Origin of the sequence: Streptomyces sp. NPDC047130, assembly GCF_040643475.1 — a bacterium.
Lineage (GTDB): Bacteria > Actinomycetota > Actinomycetes > Streptomycetales > Streptomycetaceae > Streptomyces.
In genome coordinates, this window is record NZ_JBEYUK010000004.1 from 93,634 (window position 1) to 109,140 (window position 15,507).

14 protein-coding genes and 1 tRNA gene are annotated in these 15,507 nt (G+C 73.1%); 9 read left to right on the forward strand and 6 right to left on the reverse strand.

Going from position 1 to position 15,507, the window contains the following annotated elements:
- Position 1 precedes the first annotated feature (1 nt).
- Positions 2 to 73, reverse strand: a tRNA-Cys gene (locus tag ABZ836_RS07745).
- 157 nt (positions 74 to 230) lie between these two features.
- Here ABZ836_RS07745 and ABZ836_RS07750 point away from each other — a divergent pair.
- The 4 genes from ABZ836_RS07750 (at position 231) to ABZ836_RS07765 (ending at position 4,325) form a co-directional block, all read left to right on the forward strand.
- Positions 231 to 1,688 (forward strand): MFS transporter, encoded by a 1,458-nt coding sequence (locus ABZ836_RS07750; RefSeq protein WP_361140426.1) that lies wholly within the window; start codon positions 231 to 233, stop codon positions 1,686 to 1,688.
- Positions 1,689 to 1,819: 131 nt separating this feature from the next.
- A complete protein-coding gene (locus ABZ836_RS07755; RefSeq protein WP_356134220.1) occupies positions 1,820 to 2,020 on the forward strand; it encodes a CopG family transcriptional regulator in 201 nt (66 codons plus the stop codon).
- A 2-nt stretch (positions 2,021 to 2,022) separates the two neighbouring features.
- Entirely contained in the window at positions 2,023 to 2,406 is a 384-nt protein-coding gene (locus ABZ836_RS07760; protein WP_356134222.1) for a type II toxin-antitoxin system death-on-curing family toxin, read from the forward strand.
- 110 nt (positions 2,407 to 2,516) lie between these two features.
- Entirely contained in the window at positions 2,517 to 4,325 is a 1,809-nt protein-coding gene (locus ABZ836_RS07765; protein ID WP_361140431.1) for a DEAD/DEAH box helicase, read from the forward strand.
- Between the two features lie 153 nt (positions 4,326 to 4,478).
- Here ABZ836_RS07765 and ABZ836_RS07770 read toward each other — a convergent pair whose 3' ends face one another.
- The gene (locus ABZ836_RS07770) at positions 4,479 to 5,114 is read right to left on the reverse strand and encodes a helix-turn-helix domain-containing protein (protein WP_356134226.1); all 636 of its coding nucleotides are present in this window, start codon (positions 5,112 to 5,114) and stop codon (positions 4,479 to 4,481) included.
- 214 nt (positions 5,115 to 5,328) lie between these two features.
- On the opposite strand from ABZ836_RS07770, the gene ABZ836_RS07775 reads away from it, so the two are divergent.
- The gene (locus tag ABZ836_RS07775; protein ID WP_356134228.1) at positions 5,329 to 6,699 is read left to right on the forward strand and encodes an FAD-linked oxidase C-terminal domain-containing protein; all 1,371 of its coding nucleotides are present in this window, start codon (positions 5,329 to 5,331) and stop codon (positions 6,697 to 6,699) included.
- 14 nt (positions 6,700 to 6,713) lie between these two features.
- Here the strand turns inward: ABZ836_RS07775 and ABZ836_RS07780 are convergent, their stop codons facing one another.
- Positions 6,714 to 7,133 (reverse strand): SsgA family sporulation/cell division regulator, encoded by a 420-nt coding sequence (locus tag ABZ836_RS07780; protein ID WP_356134230.1) that lies wholly within the window; start codon positions 7,131 to 7,133, stop codon positions 6,714 to 6,716.
- A gap of 293 nt (positions 7,134 to 7,426) precedes the next feature.
- Here ABZ836_RS07780 and ABZ836_RS07785 point away from each other — a divergent pair, with 293 nt between their 5' ends.
- Positions 7,427 to 8,827 carry an RDD family protein gene (locus tag ABZ836_RS07785; protein WP_361140436.1) on the forward strand — a complete coding sequence of 467 codons (1,401 nt, stop codon included), beginning with the start codon at positions 7,427 to 7,429 and terminating at the stop codon, positions 8,825 to 8,827.
- A 75-nt stretch (positions 8,828 to 8,902) separates the two neighbouring features.
- On the opposite strand, the gene hppD is transcribed toward ABZ836_RS07785, so the two are convergent.
- Positions 8,903 to 10,051 carry a 4-hydroxyphenylpyruvate dioxygenase gene (gene hppD, locus ABZ836_RS07790; RefSeq protein WP_356134234.1) on the reverse strand — a complete coding sequence of 383 codons (1,149 nt, stop codon included), beginning with the start codon at positions 10,049 to 10,051 and terminating at the stop codon, positions 8,903 to 8,905.
- A gap of 122 nt (positions 10,052 to 10,173) precedes the next feature.
- On the opposite strand from hppD, the gene ABZ836_RS07795 reads away from it, so the two are divergent.
- Entirely contained in the window at positions 10,174 to 10,674 is a 501-nt protein-coding gene (locus ABZ836_RS07795) for an Lrp/AsnC family transcriptional regulator (RefSeq protein WP_361140860.1), read from the forward strand.
- A gap of 46 nt (positions 10,675 to 10,720) precedes the next feature.
- Here ABZ836_RS07795 and ABZ836_RS07800 read toward each other — a convergent pair whose 3' ends face one another.
- A complete protein-coding gene (locus ABZ836_RS07800) occupies positions 10,721 to 11,506 on the reverse strand; it encodes a S16 family serine protease (protein ID WP_361140440.1) in 786 nt (261 codons plus the stop codon).
- Positions 11,507 to 11,609: 103 nt separating this feature from the next.
- Here ABZ836_RS07800 and ABZ836_RS07805 point away from each other — a divergent pair, with 103 nt between their 5' ends.
- Complete coding sequence (locus tag ABZ836_RS07805; protein WP_356134238.1) at positions 11,610 to 12,464, forward strand: RDD family protein; 855 nt, start codon at positions 11,610 to 11,612, stop codon at positions 12,462 to 12,464.
- A 15-nt stretch (positions 12,465 to 12,479) separates the two neighbouring features.
- On the opposite strand, the gene ABZ836_RS07810 is transcribed toward ABZ836_RS07805, so the two are convergent.
- Positions 12,480 to 12,740 (reverse strand): hypothetical protein, encoded by a 261-nt coding sequence (locus ABZ836_RS07810; RefSeq protein ID WP_356134240.1) that lies wholly within the window; start codon positions 12,738 to 12,740, stop codon positions 12,480 to 12,482.
- 416 nt (positions 12,741 to 13,156) lie between these two features.
- Between ABZ836_RS07810 and ABZ836_RS07815 the strand changes: the two genes are divergently transcribed.
- Positions 13,157 to 15,478, forward strand: a complete 2,322-nt coding sequence (locus ABZ836_RS07815; protein WP_356134242.1) for an immune inhibitor A domain-containing protein — start codon at positions 13,157 to 13,159, stop codon at positions 15,476 to 15,478.
- Positions 15,479 to 15,507: the final 29 nt, after the last annotated feature.

The window sequence follows — 15,507 nt, forward strand, 5'->3', positions numbered from 1 at the left end:
GAGACCGCGGCGGGAATCGAACCCGCGTAACCGGATTTGCAATCCGGCCCCTCGGCCACTCGGGCACGCGGTCCGGTGGCGACGTCCATGACGCTACGGTCCCGCCGGCCCGCCGCTCAAGGGATCCGGAAGGCCCGCAACACGACTGCCATGCGGCGTTCACACCCGCCTGCCCCGGGCGGCGGGAAAAGACAGGAGCCACTGTCCGTCTCGGCCCTTACAGTTGCCGCATGACCAGCCGTCCCCGCCCGCTCGGCGCCTCGCGCGACGAAGACGTCGCCCCCGACCCGCTCGCCGTCCAGCCCGAGGAGTCGGTCCTCGGCCGCTCCCACCGCGCGCTCAGCATCGGCATCGTCTCCGTCGTCCTGCTGATCGCGTTCGAGGCCACCGCCGTCGGCACCGCGATGCCCGTCGCGGCACGCGAGCTGAACGGCGTCGAGCTGTACGCCTTCGCCTTCTCCGCGTACTTCACCACCAGCCTCTTCGGCATGGTGGTCGCCGGGCAGTGGGCGGACCGGCGCGGCCCGCTCGGCCCGGTGACCCTCGGCATCGCCTCCTTCGGCGCGGGCCTGGTGCTCTCGGGACTGGCCGGCACGATGTGGGTGTTCGTGCTCGGCCGCGCGGTGCAGGGCCTCGGCGGCGGACTGGTGATCGTCGCCCTCTACGTCGTCATCGGGCGGGCCTACCCGGAACGGCTGCGGCCCGCGATCATGGCGGCGTTCGCGGCGAGCTGGGTGGTGCCGTCGGTGGTCGGTCCGCTGGCCGCCGGCACGGTCACCGAACAGCTCGGCTGGCGGTGGGTGTTCCTCGGCATCCCGGTGATCGTGCTGCTCCCGCTGGCGCTGGCGCTGCCGGAGATCCGCCGCCGCGCGTCCGGCCCCACCGAGGACGCCTCCACCGCGGCCGACCCGCGCCGCATCCGCCTCGCCCTCGCCGTGTCGGTCGGCGCGGGCCTCTTCCAGTACGCCGCCCAGGACCTGCGGTGGCTCTCGCTGATCGCCGGCGTCCTCGGCCTGACCCTGCTGGTGCCCGCCGTGCTCGGGCTGCTGCCGCCCGGCACCTGGCGCTCGGCGCGCGGCCTGCCCTCCGTGGTGCTGCTGCGCGGTGTGGCGTCCGGCGCGTTCATCGGGGCCGAATCGTTCATCCCGCTGATGCTGGTCACCCAGCGGGACATGTCGCCGACCTGGGCCGGGTTCTCGCTCGCGGCGGGCGGCCTGACCTGGGCCGCCGGTTCCTGGATACAGTCCCGCCCCCGCCTGGAGCCCCACCGCGAACGGCTCGTGACCCTCGGCATGACGCTGGTCGTCCTGTCCATCGCCGCCGTCCCGGCCGTGCTGATCGACGCGGTGCCGGCCTGGTGGGTGGCCCTGGTCTGGGCGTTCGGCTGCTTCGGCATGGGCCTGGTCATCGCCTCCACCAGCGTCCTGCTGCTGAAGCTCTCCCCGCCGCACGAGGCCGGCACCAACTCCGCCGCCCTGCAGATCTCCGACGGCCTCGCCAACGTGCTGCTCCTCGCCGTGGCCGGCGCCGCCTTCGCCACCCTCGGCGGCGGCACCGTCGCCCACACCGCCACCGCCGCGGCCACCGACGGCTCCCACCCGCTGGCCTTCACCGCCGTCTTCGCCCTCGCCACCCTGGTCGCACTCGGCGGCATCCAGGTCACCCGGCGCCTGCGGCCCCAGCAGTAGCGGCCCCCGCGCCGTCACCGGGCACCCCGCCGGGACGGCGCAGCGCGGATCCGCCACCCCTTCGGGAGCAGCGTGGGGGTGCCACGGGAAAATCGGCTGACGCGGGGGAGGCGGCGGCCTAGGGTCGCGGCATGAACGCCCTCACCCTCAACCTCACCGACCAGCGGCTTCGTGAGCTCGCCGAGCGCGCGGACGCCGAGGGGAGCGAGCCGGAGCGGTTCGCGGCACAGGCGGTGGCGGCCGTGCTGGAGGAGCGCGCGGCGGAGGTCCGTGAGGTGGGCGCGGCGTACGCGGCGGCCCACGCCGAGCTGCTGCGCAGGCTGGGGGAGTAGCGGTGCGGCACCTGATCACCGGGGACGTCCTCGCCCTCGCCGCCCTCGGCTGCGGAGGCCAGGCGATCGCCGTCCGAGACGCGAACGTGCTCGGTTCCGCCGTGCAGCGGCCGCGGTCGCGGATGTTCGGCACCGAGGCCTGTCCGGGGCTGTGGGAGAAGGCCGCGGCGCTGCTGCACGGGCTCGCCCGCAACCACCCGCTGGTGGACGGCAACAAGCGCCAGGCGTGGATGGCCACCGCCGTGTTCCTGCACCTCAACGGCGCTCCGATGCTCGACGTCGACCAGGACGCGGCGTACACCCTCGTCGTCGACGTGGCCTCCGGGGCGGCGGACGACGTCGACGTGATCGCGGAGCGGCTGCGCGCGCTGCACGGCGCGGTGTGAGGTCGGTCCCATCGCGGGCGGACGCGGTGTGGTAGCGGCGGAGAGGCGGCCGGGCCGCCGATAAGGTTGCCCGGTCGTCCTCGCGTAACCGATCCCCCGAACCGGAGACCGTGACTACTTCCGCCGGATACAGCGTCCCCGCCCCTTCCACGCACCTGTCGCCCGCCTTCCCCGGCCGCGCCCCCTGGGGCACCGCCGGGAAGCTGCGCGCCTGGCAGCAGGGGGCGATGCAGAAGTACATCGAGGAGCAGCCCCGCGACTTCCTCGCCGTGGCGACGCCCGGCGCCGGCAAGACGACCTTCGCGCTCACCCTCGCCTCGTGGCTGCTGCACCACCACGTCGTCCAGCAGGTCACCGTGGTCGCGCCCACCGAGCACCTGAAGAAGCAGTGGGCGGAGGCCGCCGCCCGCATAGGCATCAAGCTGGACCCCGAGTACAGCGCGGGCCCGCTCGGGCGCGAGTACGACGGCGTGGCCGTCACCTACGCCGGTGTCGGTGTGCGCCCCATGCTGCACCGCAACCGCGTCGAGCAGCGCAAGACCCTGGTGATCCTCGACGAGATCCACCACGCCGGCGACTCCAAGTCCTGGGGCGAGGCCTGCCTGGAGGCGTTCGAGCCGGCCACCCGCCGGCTCGCGCTGACCGGTACGCCGTTCCGGTCGGACACCAACCCGATCCCCTTCGTGACGTACGAGGAGGGCAACGACGGCATCCGCCGTTCCTCCGCCGACTACACCTACGGCTACGGCTCCGCCCTCGGGGACGGCGTCGTCCGTCCGGTGATCTTCCTGTCGTACAGCGGCAACATGCGCTGGCGCACCAAGGCCGGGGACGAGATCGCCGCCCGGCTCGGCGAGCCGATGACCAAGGACGCGGTCAGCCAGGCCTGGCGCACCGCCCTCGACCCCAAGGGCGAGTGGATCCCCGCGGTGCTGCGCGCCGCCGACCAGCGGCTCACCGAGGTCCGCAAGGGCATTCCCGACGCGGGCGCCCTGGTGATCGCCTCCGACCAGGAGTCGGCCCGCGCCTACGCCAAGCTGATCCGCGAGATCACCGGCGAGAAGGCCACCCTCGTCCTCTCCGACGACACCGGCGCGTCCCGGCGGATCGACGAGTTCAGCGCGAGTGAGGACCGCTGGATGGTCGCGGTCCGCATGGTGTCCGAGGGCGTCGACGTCCCGCGCCTCGCGGTCGGCGTGTACGCCACCACGATCTCCACGCCGCTGTTCTTCGCCCAGGCCGTCGGCCGCTTCGTGCGGTCACGGCGCCGCGGCGAGACCGCCTCCGTCTTCCTGCCGACCGTCCCGGACCTGCTGACCTTCGCCAACGAGATGGAGGTGGAACGGGACCACGCCCTCGACCGGCCGAAGAAGCAGGGGGAGGACGACGACCCGTACGCCGAGTCCGAGAAGGAGATGGCGGAGGCCAACAAGGAGCAGGACGAGGACACCGGCGAGCAGGACATGCTCCCCTTCGAGGCGCTGGAGTCGGACGCGGTGTTCGACCGGGTGCTGTACGACGGCGCCGAGTTCGGGATGCAGGCGCACCCGGGCAGCGAGGAGGAGCAGGACTACCTCGGCATCCCCGGGCTGCTGGAGCCGGACCAGGTGCAGCTGCTGCTGCAGAAGCGGCAGCAGCGGCAGATCGCGCACAGCAGGCGGAAGCCGTCGGAGGAGGCCGACCTGCTGGAACTGCCGGCGGAGCGGCGGCCGGTGGTCAGCCACAAGGAGATGATGGAGCTGCGGCGGCAGCTCAACAACCTGGTCGGCGCGTACGTCCACCAGAGCGGCAAGCCGCACGGGGTCATCCACACCGAGCTGCGGCGGGTCTGCGGCGGACCCCCGGCCGCCGAGGCCACGGCCGGGCAGCTCCAGGCCCGCATCGCCAAGGTCCAGGAGTGGGCCACCCGCATGCGGTAGGCGTCGTCGGACGGACCGGGGACCACCGCCGGCGGCAGCCGGCGACCGGGATGGCGACCCGGACCGGCGACCGGACCGCCGACCGGACCTGCGACCGAGCCGGCGACCGGGATGGGGACCGGAGCGGCGGCCGGACCGGCGGCCGGGTCGGCGTCAGCCGAGCGCCTCGGCCACCTCGCGGGCCGCCTCGACGACCCGCGGGCCCACCCGCTCCGGCACCGCGTCGGAGAGCATGATGACCCCGACGCTGCCCTCGAGACCGGTCACCCCCAGCAGCGGGGCGGCCGCCGCGCACGCCCCGCTGTCGCCCTCGCCGCGGACCAGCGTGAACCCGGGGTCGGCCTGGTGGCGGGCGGCGAGGATGGCCCGCCCGGCCGCGCCCTGCTCCAGCCCGTGCCGGTGGCCCGGGCGGTGCGCCACGTGGAAGTCCGTCCACGTCGGCTCCGCCACCGCCACGGTCAGCGCCTCCGCGCCGTCGACCAGCGTGAGGTGGGCGGTCGCCCCGATGTCCTCCGCCAGCGACCGCAGCGCCGGCAGCGCCGCCTCCCGCACCAGCGGGTGCACCTGGCGCCCCAGGCGCAGCACGCCCAGCCCCACCCGGGCCCGTCCGCCCAGGTCACGGCGTATCAGCGAGTGCTGCTCCAGCGTGGCGAGGAGCCGGTAGACCACGGTCCGGTTCACCCCGAGCCGCTGGGACAGCTCGGTGACGGTCAGGCCGTGGTCGGTGTCGGCGAGCAGCTTGAGGACACGCAGTCCCCGGTCGAGCGTCTGGGAGGTCTCCGCGGTCACGACGCCCACTCCTTCGTCGGTGAGGTCGGCGGCCGGCGCCGGCAGGCGGGAAATCACGCGCCGGGGCGACGCTGCCACGGGCCGTGTTCGTGGGCGCGAGAGTAGCGAAGCGGGTCCGCTGAGCGGAAGATGCCGTCCAGAATCCGGGCAGGAGCGGTGATCCACCGGCCGCGCGAGGGTTCCCCCGTCGCCCGCCCCCTGCCACCCTGACCCCATGAGCCGTGACCTGATCACCCGACTCCTGGACGGCCTTCCCGAGGACGCCGTCCTGACCGACCCCGACGTCACCGCCTCCTACGCCCACGACATGGCCGGCTTCTGCCCGGCCGGAAGCCCCGCCGTGGTCGTCCTCCCGCGCACCACCGAACAGGTCCAGCACGTGATGCGCACCGCCACCGCCCTGCGTGTCCCGGTGGTCCCCCAGGGCGCCCGGTCCGGGCTCTCCGGCGCGGCCAACGCCACCGACGGGTGCATCGTGCTCTCGCTGATCAGGATGGACGGCATCCTGGAGATCAACACCGTCGACCGGTACGCGGTCGTCGAGCCCGGCGTCATCAACGCCACCCTCTCCCGCGCCGTCGAGGAGCGGGGCCTCTCCTACCCGCCGGATCCCTCCAGTTGGGAGATGTGCACGATCGGCGGCAACATCGGCACCGCCTCCGGCGGCCTGTGCTGCGTCAAGTACGGGGTGACCGCCGAGTACGTCCTCGGGCTGGAGGTCGTCCTCGCCGACGGCCGGCTGCTGACCACCGGCCGCCGCACCGCGAAGGGCGTCGCCGGGTACGACCTGACGCGGCTGTTCGTCGGCTCGGAGGGGTCGCTGGGCGTGGTGGTCAAGGCGGTCCTCGCGCTCAGGCCGAAGCCGCCCCAACCGCTCGTGCTGGCAGCCGAGTTCAGCTCCGCGGCCGCCGCCTGCGACGCCGTCTGCCGGATCATGGAGGGCGGTCACGTGCCCTCGCTGCTGGAACTGATGGACCGGACCACCGTCAGGGCGGTCAACGACCTGGCGAGGATGGGGCTCCCGGAGGAGACGGAGGCGCTGCTGCTCGCCGCCTTCGACACCGCCGACCCGTCCGCCGACCTGGCGGCCGTCGGCGCCCTCTGCGAGGCGGCCGGCGCCACCCAGGTGGTCCCGGCGGACACCCCGGCGGAGTCCGAACTGCTGCTCAAGGCGCGGCGGTCGAGCCTGGTGGCGCTGGAGGCGGTGAAGGGCACGACGATGATCGACGACGTGTGCGTGCCCCGCTCCCGGCTCGCGGAGATGCTCGAGGGGATCGAGCGGATCGCCGCCAAGTTCCAGCTGACCATCGGCGTCTGCGCCCACGCGGGCGACGGCAACACCCACCCCACCGTCTGCTTCGACGCCGCCGACCCGGACGAGTCGCGGCGGGCCCGGGAGTCGTTCGACGAGATCATGGCGCTGGGCCTGGAACTGGGCGGCACCATCACCGGCGAACACGGCGTCGGCGTGCTCAAGAAGGAATGGCTGGCCCGCGAGGCGGGACCGGTCAGCATGGAGATCCAGCGCTCCCTCAAGGACGTCTTCGACCCGCACGGACTGCTGAACCCCGGAAAGCTCTTCTGAGGCCGGGACGGCGTTCACTCCAGGGCGAGCAGTTCGGCCAGCGGGCCGTCCAGGTCGAGCAGCTCGCCCTCCCGGCCCCGCGGCACCATGCGCAGGGTGTGCGCCAGCCAGCCCGACACCTCGTCGGCCGGCGCCTCCAGCAGCGCGTCCCCGCCCGGGGAGGAGAGCGCCAGCAGCACCACCGGCAGGCCCCTCTCCACCCCGAGACCCGGCCACACCCGCACGTCGCCCAGCCCGCAGCCCCGGAACCGGCCCTCCATCAGCAGGTCCCGGGCGAACGACCAGTGCACCGGCCGGTCCGTGCCGGGGTGGAAGGCGACGTGCACGGCGTACGGGTCGTCGGTGGAGTACCGCAGCCGGGCCGCGACCGGCGCGTGCAGGTCCGCCGACACGATCATCCGCATGGTCAGCTCTCGTTCCACCACTGTCCGCATGTGGGGCTCCTCTCCCAACGGCTGTGCGTCTTCGTGGAAGGAGAGGGCCATGTCCCCCGGGCATTACGCGACTCGCGGAAACTTTCTCCGCGGCGCCCGTGCGCCCGATGCCGTGCCCCCTTCACGTCCTTCACGTCCTTCATGTCCCAAGGGACCACCGATCCGGGTGAACCCGCAGCGAAGATCAACCCGTTCGGGGCTCGTACGGCCGGACGGGCAGTGCCGGGTGCGCCGTTCTGGTATGTGTGGGTAACCCCGATTCGAATCCCGAGCAGATACCGGACACGACGGACATGAGTGCGCCCACCCCGGCCCCCGGTGACGACACGCCCCGCGAGGGTTACTACCCGGACCCGTCCATCCCCGGATACGTCCGGTACTGGAACGGCTCGGCCTGGGTGCCGGGCACCAGCCGCCCGGCCCCGACGGACGGCCGGCCGCTGCCCCCGCCGCCGGGGGTGGTGCCCGCGGCGTCCGCCCGGCCCACCCCCTCGGCCCCGGCGCCCGCGCGCTCCCCTTCCGCCGACCCGGTGCCGTCCGCCGGGCCGGGCCGGCCGGTGCCGCAGGCGCGGGCGGTGGAGGAGACGGGGCCCCAGTTCCTCGACGGGAGCAGCGAGATCGTCACCGAGATGGCGCCGGAGACCGGGCGCACGCCGGTGGTCCCGTCGCCGTCGTCGGCCGCGCCCGTGTCCGCGCCCGTGTCCTCCGCCGCGCCGGTGCCGGCGCCGGAGGCCGCCGACTCCGCCTCCGCGGCGGCCGGTTCGGGGTGGGACGCGGTGCGGACCGGGGCGGCGGACCGGTCCCGGCCGGTGTCCTGGGGCGCGGAGGCGCCGGACCCGCGGGTGGCCGCGGAGGAGGTGCCGGAGCAGCGGCCCGCCCAGGAGGGCACGATGGTCTTCCGGACCCGCCCGACGGCGGGGCAGGCGCCCGCCGGACCGCAGGGCCCGCAGCAGGCGGCGGCCCCCGCCCCCGCTCCGGCGCCTGCCCCCGTGCCCGCCCCGGCCCCGGCTCCCGCGCCTGCCCCCGCTCCCGCTCCCGCCCAGGCTCCGGTGACCACGCCGTGGCCGCAGCGGATCGGGCACCTGGCGGGTGAGCAGGCCGCCGTGCCGGGGCCCGTCGCCCCCGCCCCCGGTGCGCAGGTGCCCGCGCCCGCGCCGTGGAAGCCCGTGGCGGAGGACCCGTTCACGGCGGCCGCCCGCCGCCAGGCCTCGGCCCGCCCGGCGGGTCCGGGCCGCCGCGTCGCCGCGCGGCTGGTCGACACCCTGCTGGTCGGCGCGATCACCTCGGCGGCCGCGATCCCGCTGGGCATGCGCTCCGTCGAACACGTCCGGGCCAAGCTGGAGGCCGCCCGGCTCTCCGGGGAGAAGGTCACCGTCTGGCTGGTGGACGGCACCACCGGCGTGCACCTGGCCGTCGTCCTGGCGGTGCTGGTGCTGGCGGGCCTGCTCCTGGAGGTCCTGCCGACCTCGCGGACCGGGCGGACCCCGGGCAAGAAGATGCTCGGGCTCCAGGTCCGCGACATCGAGGGCCACGAACCGCCGTCCTTCGGCACGGCGTTCCTGCGGTGGGCGGTGGCGACCCTGCCCACGCTGCTGCTGATCGGCGTGGTCGGGCACCTGTGGGCGCTGGTCGACCGGCCCTGGCGGCAGGCCTGGCACGACAAGGCGGCCCACACCTTCGTGGCCGCCGACTGAGACGCCGAGGGGGCGCCCCGCCGTGCCGGCGGGGCGCCCCCGTGCTGTCGGTCCCTCAGCGGGGTGCCGTCGGCGTCACAGGTTGCCGCGACGCGCCTGCTCCCGCTCGATGGCCTCGAAGAGCGCCTTGAAGTTGCCCTTGCCGAAGCCCATCGAGCCGTGCCGCTCGATCATCTCGAAGAAGACGGTCGGCCGGTCCTGGACCGGCTTGGTGAAGATCTGCAGCAGGTAGCCGTCCTCGTCGCGGTCCACCAGGATCTTCAGTTCGCGCAGCGTCTCCACCGGAACCCGGGTCTCGCCCGCCCACTCGCCGAGGGTGTCGTAGTACGAGTCCGGGGTGTCGAGGAACTCGACGCCGGCCGCGCGCATGGTCCGCACCGTCCGCACGATGTCGTTGGTGTTCAGCGCGATGTGCTGGACGCCCGGGCCGCCGTAGAACTCGAGGTACTCGTCGATCTGCGACTTCTTCTTCGCGATCGCCGGCTCGTTGATCGGGAACTTCACCTTGAGGGTGCCGTCCGCGACGACCTTGGACATCAGCGCGGAGTACTCGGTGGCGATGTCGTCGCCGATGAACTCCTTCATGTTGGTGAAGCCCATGACCCGGCGGTAGAACTCGGTCCACTCGTCCATCCGGCCGAGCTCCACGTTGCCCACGCAGTGGTCGATCGCCTGGAAGGTGCGCTCGGCCGGGGGCTCCACCATCGGCTTCGCGGCCTGGTAGCCCGGCAGGTAGGGGCCCGAGTAGCCGCTGCGCTCGACCAGGGTGTGGCGGGTCTCGCCGTAGGTGGCGACGGCGGCGATGACGACGGTGCCGTGCTCGTCCTTCACCTCGTACGGCTCGGCGACCGAACGGGCGCCGTGCTCGACCGCGTAGGCGTACGCGGCGCGCGCGTCCGGGACCTCCAGCGCGAGGTCGACGACGCCGTCGCCGTGCTCGGCGACGTGGGCGGCGAGGAAGCGGCCCCAGTCGGTGGCCGGCTTGATGACCGAGGTGAACACGAACCGGGCCGAGCCGTTCTCCAGCACGTAGCTGGCGGTCTCCCGGGAGCCGTTCTCCGGACCGGCGTAGGCCACCAGGCGCATGCCGAAGGCGGTCGAGTAGTAGTGGGCGGCCTGCTTGGCGTTCCCCACGGCGAAGACGACCGCGTCCATTCCCTTGACCGGGAAGGGGTCGGCCTGCCGAGCGGTGTCGGGAGCGGAGTGGTGTGTGGTCTGCGTCATGTGGGCAGGGTCACCCCGAACCGCAAGGTGCGCAATCCATGGCTTTTTCGGTGGTCAGGTTGCACAGTCGTAGGGCCGCCATGACGGCGGATCTGTACAGGATGACCATCGGCGGGGGCGGCATGGGGATCGACGGGCTGGACGGGCGGATCATCGCGCTCCTCGCGCGGGAGCCGCGGCTGGGCGTGCTGGAGATGTCGCGGCGGCTCGGCGTGGCCCGGGGCACGGTCCAGGCGCGGCTGGACCGGCTGCAGGAACGCGGCGTCATCCGCGGTTTCGGGCCCGACGTCGACCCGGCGGCGCTGGGCTATCCGGTCACCGCGTTCGCCACGCTGCAGATCCGGCAGGGCAGCGGGGCGGCCGTCCGGGCGCACCTCGCCTCCGTGCCGGAGGTGCTGGAACTGCACACCACCACGGGGAGCGGGGACATGCTCTGCCGGCTGGTCGCCCGGTCCAACGCCGACCTCCAGCGGGTCATCGACCTCGTCGTCGGCTTCGACGGGATCGTCCGCGCCTCCACCACCATCGTGATGGAGAACCCCGTCCCGCTGCGCCTCATACCCCTCGTCGAGCAGGCCGCCCGGCTCCCCCGGCAGGCCACGGCCCCGCGGTCCCCGGCCTAGGGCCCGCCCGGCGGGTATCACGCGGCGGGCGCGCGCCCCGGCGGGGTCAGCAGGAGGGGACGTCGCCCTTGCCGGTGCGGAGGGCGGTGAGGGAGGTGACGGCGGACCTCAGGGAGGTGACCGGGATCAGGCGCAGCCCCTGCGGGCGCTCGGCGAGGGCGTCGCCGCACTCCGCCTCGGGCACCAGGAACACCGTCGCCCCGTCCCGCACCGCGGCCCGCGTCTTCAGCGCCACCCCGCCGACCGGCCCGACCACCCCGTCCGGCGAGATCGTGCCGGTGCCCGCGACGACCCTGTCGCCCGCCAGGTCCGTGCCGAGCTTCTCGATGATCCCGAGGGAGAACAGCAGCCCGGCACTCGGCCCGCCCACGTCCGCGAGGCGCAGCGTCACCTTGACGTCGTCCGGGTTCCTGCCCAGGTAGGAGAGCGCCGCCGCCGTCGCGTCGTCCTGCGAGGCGCGCATCTGCTCGGCGTTGTACCGCTCGATCTCCCGGACGTCGTCCCCGCTCGGGTACACCGCGTCCGACGGCATCACGGCCCGGTCCGTGCGGAACCAGCCGTCGACGACGTCGGCGAGCCGCACGTCGGCGTCCGGCCCGGTCGCCTCGATGGTGGTCATCCGCAGCTGCCCGTCCACGGCGGCCGTGCGCGCGCCCTGGACGGAGATCACCGGACGGCCGTCCCGCTCGCCGAGGACGTCCGCGGTCATGCCCGGCCGCGCCACCGTGAACGGCAGCGGCGCGAGCGCCGCGACCGCGATCAGCGCGGCGGCGGGCAGGGCGCAGAGGGCGACGGCCCGGGGACGCGACAGGTGGCGAAGGCGAGAGAGCACGGGCCCAATCTAACGGCCCCGCCCCGCCCGCCCGACGCGGCCACCTCCCCCGGACGGCCCCCCGCCGGATGCGCGCGCCGCGCGGGCGCGGTCGACTCGGGCCATGAGCAGCGAAGTCCCGCCCCCGCCGCCCCCGGACGACGACGACCCGTTCCGCAAGCGCCCGCCCTCGGGCGACGCGACCGGAGACACGGGCGGCGCGGGCGGCACCGGCACGGGTGGAGCGGCGGGCCCGGCCGGCGGACCGTCCGGCGGCGGGTCCGGCTCCGGCGGTCCCTCCGGCTCCGGCGGTCCCTCCGGCAGTCCTTACGACAGTCCCGGCGGCACCACGGACGGCACCCCCGGCGGCACCCACCCCCAGGGCAACGCAGGACCCGGCGGTCCGTACGACGCCGGCGGTCCCGCGTCCCCCGGCGGCCCACACGGCCCCTACGGCCCCACCGGCGACTACGGCCCCGGCGGCCCCTACGGAGGCGGCGGCACCGCGCCCGACCCCCTCGCCGGGATGCCGCCGCTCGCGGACAGCATGCGCCGGGTGCTGGCCCGGCTCGTCGACATGGTGCTGGTCGGCCTGGTCGTCGGCCTGATCGCCTGGGCGCTGAACGTCGACGAGTACGAGTTCAGCGCGGACCGCGTGGACGCCGCCAAGTTCTGGATCCGCGACATCGTCATCGCGGTCCTGTACGTCGCCTACGACACGATCATGACCGCGCGCACCGGCCAGACCCTCGGCAAGAAGCTCTTCAAGCTGCGCGTCGCCAACCTCGACGACGGCAGCACGCCCTCGATGGTCACCTCGCTGCTGCGCGCGGCGGTGCTCTGGGTGCCGTTCGCCTTCTGCTGCGCCTGCCTGTGGATCGCGGTCGCCGGCGGCTGGAGCTTCTTCGACAAGCCCTACAAGCAGGGCCTGCACGACAAGGCGGCCAAGACCGTGGTGGTCAGCACCGAGAACGGCTGACGGAGCGGGGGGACCTCAACGCCGCGCGGGCTCACGGTGCCGCGCGGCGTCCGCCGTGCTCCGCCCGGTGGCCGGAACACGACCCTGACCGCCGCGTCCGCCCTGCCCGGGGGCCAGGGCGGCGAGCACGCCGAGCGCGAGCGCCACCACCGCGACCAGCGCGACCGCCGGTGGCGAGCCGGCTCCGGTCAGCGCCAGCAGCGCGATCGTGCCCAGCACGGCCACACCGGTCCCACGGACCAGTTGGACGGCGGACGGGGTCACGGGGCGAGTCATGGACGGACGGGCCATGGCAATCGTGTCCTCGGGACGGGGGCGGCCGGCGGCTTGCCCGGGGGGAGACAACCTCTGCGAGGCGACAACCTCTGCGAGGCGACAACCTCTGCGAGGCACATGCCCGAGCCACCTGCCGGGCAAGCGCGGCACACCCCGACGGGCCGGTGCACCGGGGGGCGCACGCAGGCACACGCCTGCACGGAAGGCGCACACACGCCCGACCGAGCGGCCGGTTACACGAGGTGAACACGTCAAGTCAAGGTCTGGTTTTTCCCTCGAACCTCCGGTCAAATGTTCTCACTTGACACACGCGTATCACCGCGCGCGACTCCTGCCTGCCCAGAACCGCAGGTCTCGGTACTCCGTACTCAGGACGTCTCTCTACGCGCGTCGCGGGACGCGGGGGAGGAATTCAAGTGGCATCCAGATGGGCGCTTCGAGCGGCCGCGACGACCGTTGCCCTGGCAACGGCCACCGCGGGCCTCTCGGCGATCGCCGTGGCCGTGCCCGACGAGGGCGTCGCCACCACGGTGAAGGCCGACTCGCACCACGAGGGCGAGCACAGGGAGCACAACTTCGACGGCCCGCTGACCAAGAGTCAGGAGGCCAAGAAGGAGGAGGCCCTCAACAAGGTCCTGGCCGGCGAGGCCTCTGTCGAGAAGAAGGGCGACTCCAAGGTCGTCAAGCTCGACAGCAAGAAGGGCAAGAGCAAGTACGTCGAGCTGGGCCGGGAGAAGACCGACAAGATCTTCACCGTCCTGGTCGAGTTCGGCGACCAGATCCACCCCACGTACGGCGGCACCCCGGGGCCGCTGCACAACGAGATCGCCCAGCCGGACCGGTCGAAGGACAACTCGACCGACTGGAAGGCCGATTACAACCAGAAGCACTTCGAGGACCTGTACTTCGGCGAGGGCGAGTCCCTCAAGACGTACTACGAGAAGCAGTCGTCCGGCCGTTACTCGGTCGACGGCGAGGTCTCCGACTGGGTCAAGGTGCCCTACAACGAGGCCCGTTACGGCTCGAACCTGTGCGACCCCTGCGCCTGGAACGCGGTGCAGGACGGTCTGAACGCCTGGTTCGACGCCGAGTCCGCGAAGGGCGCGAGCACCGCCGAGCTCAAGGCCCGACTGGCCGAGTACGACCAGTGGGACCGCTACGACCACGACGGTGACGGCGACTTCAACGAGGCCGACGGCTACATCGACCACTTCCAGGTCGTGCACGCCGGGGAGGACGAGTCCGCCGGTGGCGGCGCGCAGGGCGAGGACGCCATCTGGGCGCACCGCTGGTACGCGTTCGGCACCGACGCCGGCCGCACCGGCCCGGAGTTCAACAAGCTCGGCGGCACCCAGATCGGTGACACCGGCATCTGGGTCGGCGACTACACCATCCAGCCGGAGAACGGCGGCCTCGGTGTCTTCGCCCACGAGTACGGGCACGACCTCGGTCTCCCGGACCACTACGACACCAACGGCGGCGAGAACTCCACCGGGTTCTGGACGCTGATGTCGTCCGGTTCCTGGCTCGGCACCGGTGACGGCCAGATCGGCAACCTCCCCGGCGACATGAACGCCTGGGACAAGCTGCAGCTGGGCTGGCTGGACTACAAGCTGGTCGACTCGAAGTCCGTCTCGAAGACCAAGCTGGGCGTCCAGGCGTACAACACCAAGGACGACCAGGCGCTGATCGTCGAGCTTCCGGAGAAGGAAGTCACCACCGAGGTCTTCCCGCCCGCCCAGGGCGAGAAGCAGTGGTGGAGCGGCAAGGGCGACGACCTGCGCAACACGCTCACCCGCACCGTGGACCTGACCGGCCGGACGTCGGCGTCCCTCACCTTCGAGGGCCAGTACGACATCGAGCAGGACTACGACTACGCCTACGTCGAGGTCTCGACGGACGGCGGAGCCAACTTCAAGCCGATCGACGGCACCATGGAGGGCCAGCCGGTCCCGCGTGACGGCAGCGGCGCCCCGGCGCTGCACGGTGTGGTCCCGACGTCGTCGTTCGCCTACCCGCTCGACGCGTACGCCGGCAAGAGCATCCAGCTCCGGTTCCGCTACGCCACCGACGGTGGCCTGACCCGCCCGGGTCTGGCCGTCGACAGCATCGCGATCACCGCGGACGGGGCGTCGCTCTTCACCGACGACGCCGAGACCGAGGCGGCCGGCTGGACCGCCAACGGGTTCTCCCGGGTGGGTGGCAGCTTCACCGACTCGTACCCGCAGTACTACATCGTCGAGAACCGCCAGCACGTCTCGTACGACAAGACCCTCAAGGTCGGCCCGTACAACTTCGGCTTCTCGAACACCCGTCCCGACTGGGTGGAGCACTACGCGTACCAGACCGGCATGCTGATCTGGAAGTGGGACACCTCCCAGGGCGACAACAACCTCAGCCAGCACGCGGGCACGGGCCTGATCCTTCCGGTCGACGCCCACCCCGAGCCGCTGCGCTGGGCGGACGGCACCCTCATGCGCAACCGGATCCAGGCCTACGACTCTCCGTTCAGCCTGAAGCCGACCACCGGCATGACCCTGCACAAGGCCGGCGTCCCGGTCCGGGTTCCGTCGCTGCGCGGCGTGCCCGTCTTCGACGACTCGAAGAACGACTACTACGACGAGGCCAACCCGCAGGCCGGTGTCAAGATCACCGACACCAACACCCGGATCGAGCTCGTGAAGCAGGCCAAGGACGGCTCCACGATCACGGTCAAGGTGGGCCCCGCCTCGAAGTAACCGACCGACTCACCTCGGTCACAGCTGCG